Origin of the sequence: Limnomicrobium aquaticum (assembly GCF_040545545.1) — a bacterium.
Lineage (GTDB): Bacteria > Pseudomonadota > Alphaproteobacteria > Rhizobiales > Rhizobiaceae > Ensifer_A > Ensifer_A aquaticum.
Window position 1 is genome coordinate 1 of the sequence record NZ_JBEPMB010000026.1, and the last position, 2491, is coordinate 2491.

A 2491-nucleotide genomic window follows, 5' to 3' on the forward strand; every position below is an offset into this window, starting at 1 on the left:
TGTCAACGCCGGAGTAAAAACCGGCCACGCGGCGGCGCAAAAGTCGGCCACTGTGGCGCACGCATGAGAGCCCCGGGAGGGCGTAGCCCGAGCGGGGTTCTCATGCGTGCGCGGCGCTTTTTGAGGGGGTTTCAGCCAGGCTTTCGGGCGCGGCTTTGGGCGAGACGATAGCTGTCGCCGTTCATCTCGAGGATGTTGACGTGGTGGGTGATGCGATCGAGCAGAGCACCGGTGAGACGCTCGGACCCCAGAGTTTCCGTCCATTCGTCGAAAGGCAGATTGCTGGTGATGAGAGTGGCGCCCCGCTCGTAGCGCTGCGAGATCAGCTCGAACAGCAATTCCGCGCCGGTCTTGGAGAGCGGCACGAAGCCCAGTTCATCGATGATAAGCAGCTTGTAGGCGGCCATCTGTTTCTGGAAGCGGAGCAGACGGCGTTCGTCACGCGCCTCCATCATCTCGCTGACCAGGGCGGCCGCCGTCGTAAACCCGACGGACAGGCCCTTCTGGCATGCGGCCAGGCCGAGGCCGAGCGCGACATGGGTCTTGCCCGTGCCGCTCGGGCCGAGCGCAATGACGTTTTCCCGGCGCTCGATCCATTCGCAGCGTGCAAGCTCCAATACCTGCATCTTGTTGAGCTTGGGGATGGCGGTAAAATCGAAGCTGTCGAGGCTTTTAACGACCGGGAACTTGGCCGCCTTGATACGGCGTTCGACCTTGCGGCGATCCCGCTCGATCATCTCCCGCTCGGCAAGCCGGGTGAGGTATCCGACATGATCAACGCCTTCGGTGGCGCAGAGCCGGGACAGTTTCTGATACTCGCGCTGGAAGGTCGGCAGCTTCAGGACCTTGAGATAGTGCGCGAGAAGGATCTCTGGTGCTTCTGTGCTCATGCGGCTTCTCCCGCATCCGACGACAGAAGTCGCATGTAGGCCTTCGCCGAGGTCGTCTCGACCGTCGCCCGAGGCAGGTAGGGATAGATCGCCAGGTCCAGCCGCGGCGGCCGGCGTTCCACCCGGCACAGGATCAGATGCTTGACGGCGTCGAAGCCGATAGCTCCGAGTTGCAGGGCCTGCTTCACCGCCGCATGCAGGTCAGCGAGCTCAAAAGTCTCCAGCAGACGGAGAACCTGCACATATTCCCGCCGGCCATGCTTTGCCATGCGACCTTCCATCAGCCGGCGCAGCGTGGCGAACTCATCAGGCAGATCCCAGCCCTGGAGAGGGGCTGCCTGATCCAGCGCATTGATCTTCCGCTCGATCAGCGGCAGGTAATGCAAAGGATCGAAGACGACATCTTCCCGCTCCCAGCACCTCGGATGGCGGGCGATGATCTCACCACGGCAGCCGATCACCACTTCGTCGACATAGCCCCGGATCCAGACGTCCTGATGGCCATAAGCGACCGGCACGGAATAGTCGTTGGTCTTGTAACGGACCAGCGACTGGGCTGTGACTTTCGCACTCGCCTGGTCGCAGGCATCGAATGGAGATGCCGGCAACGCACGCATAGCAGCCAGATCCCGCTGCAATCGTTCGCCGATCGTCTCGCTCTCGCCGCGCAGCCTGTCGCGCTGACGCTTGCGGCATTGCTCCTCCAGCCAGGCGTTGAACGCATCCCATGTCGGAAACTGCGGGATCGGAACCATGAAGTTGCGCCTGGCATAGCCAACGAGACCTTCGACGTTCCCCTTGTCGTTGCCTTTCCCAGGACGGCCGTAACGATCCCGGATCAGGTAGTGGGACAGGAAGCCGCTGAAGAGAGTCGCGCGCTTGCGTGTGCCATCGGGCAGGATCTTCGCCACGAGGCAGCGGTCATTGTCGTAGACGATCGATTGCGGCACTGCGCCGAAGAAGGCGAACGCATGGACGTGGCCATCGACCCAGGCCTCGGCCACCGCCGCCGGATAGGCCCTGACGTAGCAGCCGTCACTGTGCGGCAGGTCCAGCACAAAGAAGTGCGCCTTGCGCTCCACGCCGCCAATGACCACCATCGCCTCGCCGAAATCCGCCTGACCATGGCCTGGCGGATGCGACAGCGGCACGAACACCTCTTGGCGACGCTGATCTCGCTCGCGCATGTAATCCTTGATGATCGTGTAGCCGCCGGTGAACCCGCGCTCGTCCCGTAGCCGGTCAAACACCCGCTTGGCCGTATGGCGCTGCTTGCGCGGCACCTTCACGTCCTCATCGAGCCAATGATCGATGGTCGAGATAAACGCATCCAGCTTCGGCCGCCGTATCGGTGATTGCCGCTGATAGCCAGGAGGTGTCGAATAGGACAGCATCTTGGAAACGCTGTCGCGCGATATGTTGAAATGCTTTGCAGCCTGACGCCGGCTCATCCCTTCCGAGCAAGCCAGACGGACCTTCAGATATAGTTCCACGGTATAGATCCCCAGCCCTCCTGCAATCGTCGCAGAAGGTAAATAGGTGGCCGACTTTTACGCCGCCCGAAGCGGGACTATCCCGCCGCTACCGTGGTAGGTTTTTGC

Annotated in this window: 2 protein-coding genes; both read right to left on the bottom strand. The window is 62.0% G+C overall.

From position 1 onward, the window contains the following. Nucleotides 1–131: 131 nt before the first annotated feature. Nucleotides 132–890, bottom strand: coding sequence for an IS21-like element helper ATPase IstB (gene istB, locus ABID16_RS23585; RefSeq protein ID WP_354558825.1), 759 nt, complete (start codon nt 888–890; stop codon nt 132–134). Next, the gene (istA, locus tag ABID16_RS23590; protein ID WP_354558826.1) at nt 887–2383 is read right to left on the bottom strand and encodes an IS21 family transposase; all 1497 of its coding nucleotides are present in this window, start codon (nt 2381–2383) and stop codon (nt 887–889) included. The genes istB and istA overlap by 4 nt, the downstream gene beginning before the upstream one ends. Between the last annotated feature and the right edge of the window lie 108 nt (nt 2384–2491).

What these genes read in the sequence shown, in the direction of transcription:
- istB (WP_354558825.1), bottom strand. Translation starts at nt 890, where the DNA reads ATGAGCACAGAAGCACCAGAGATCCTTCTCGCGCACTATCTCAAGGTC.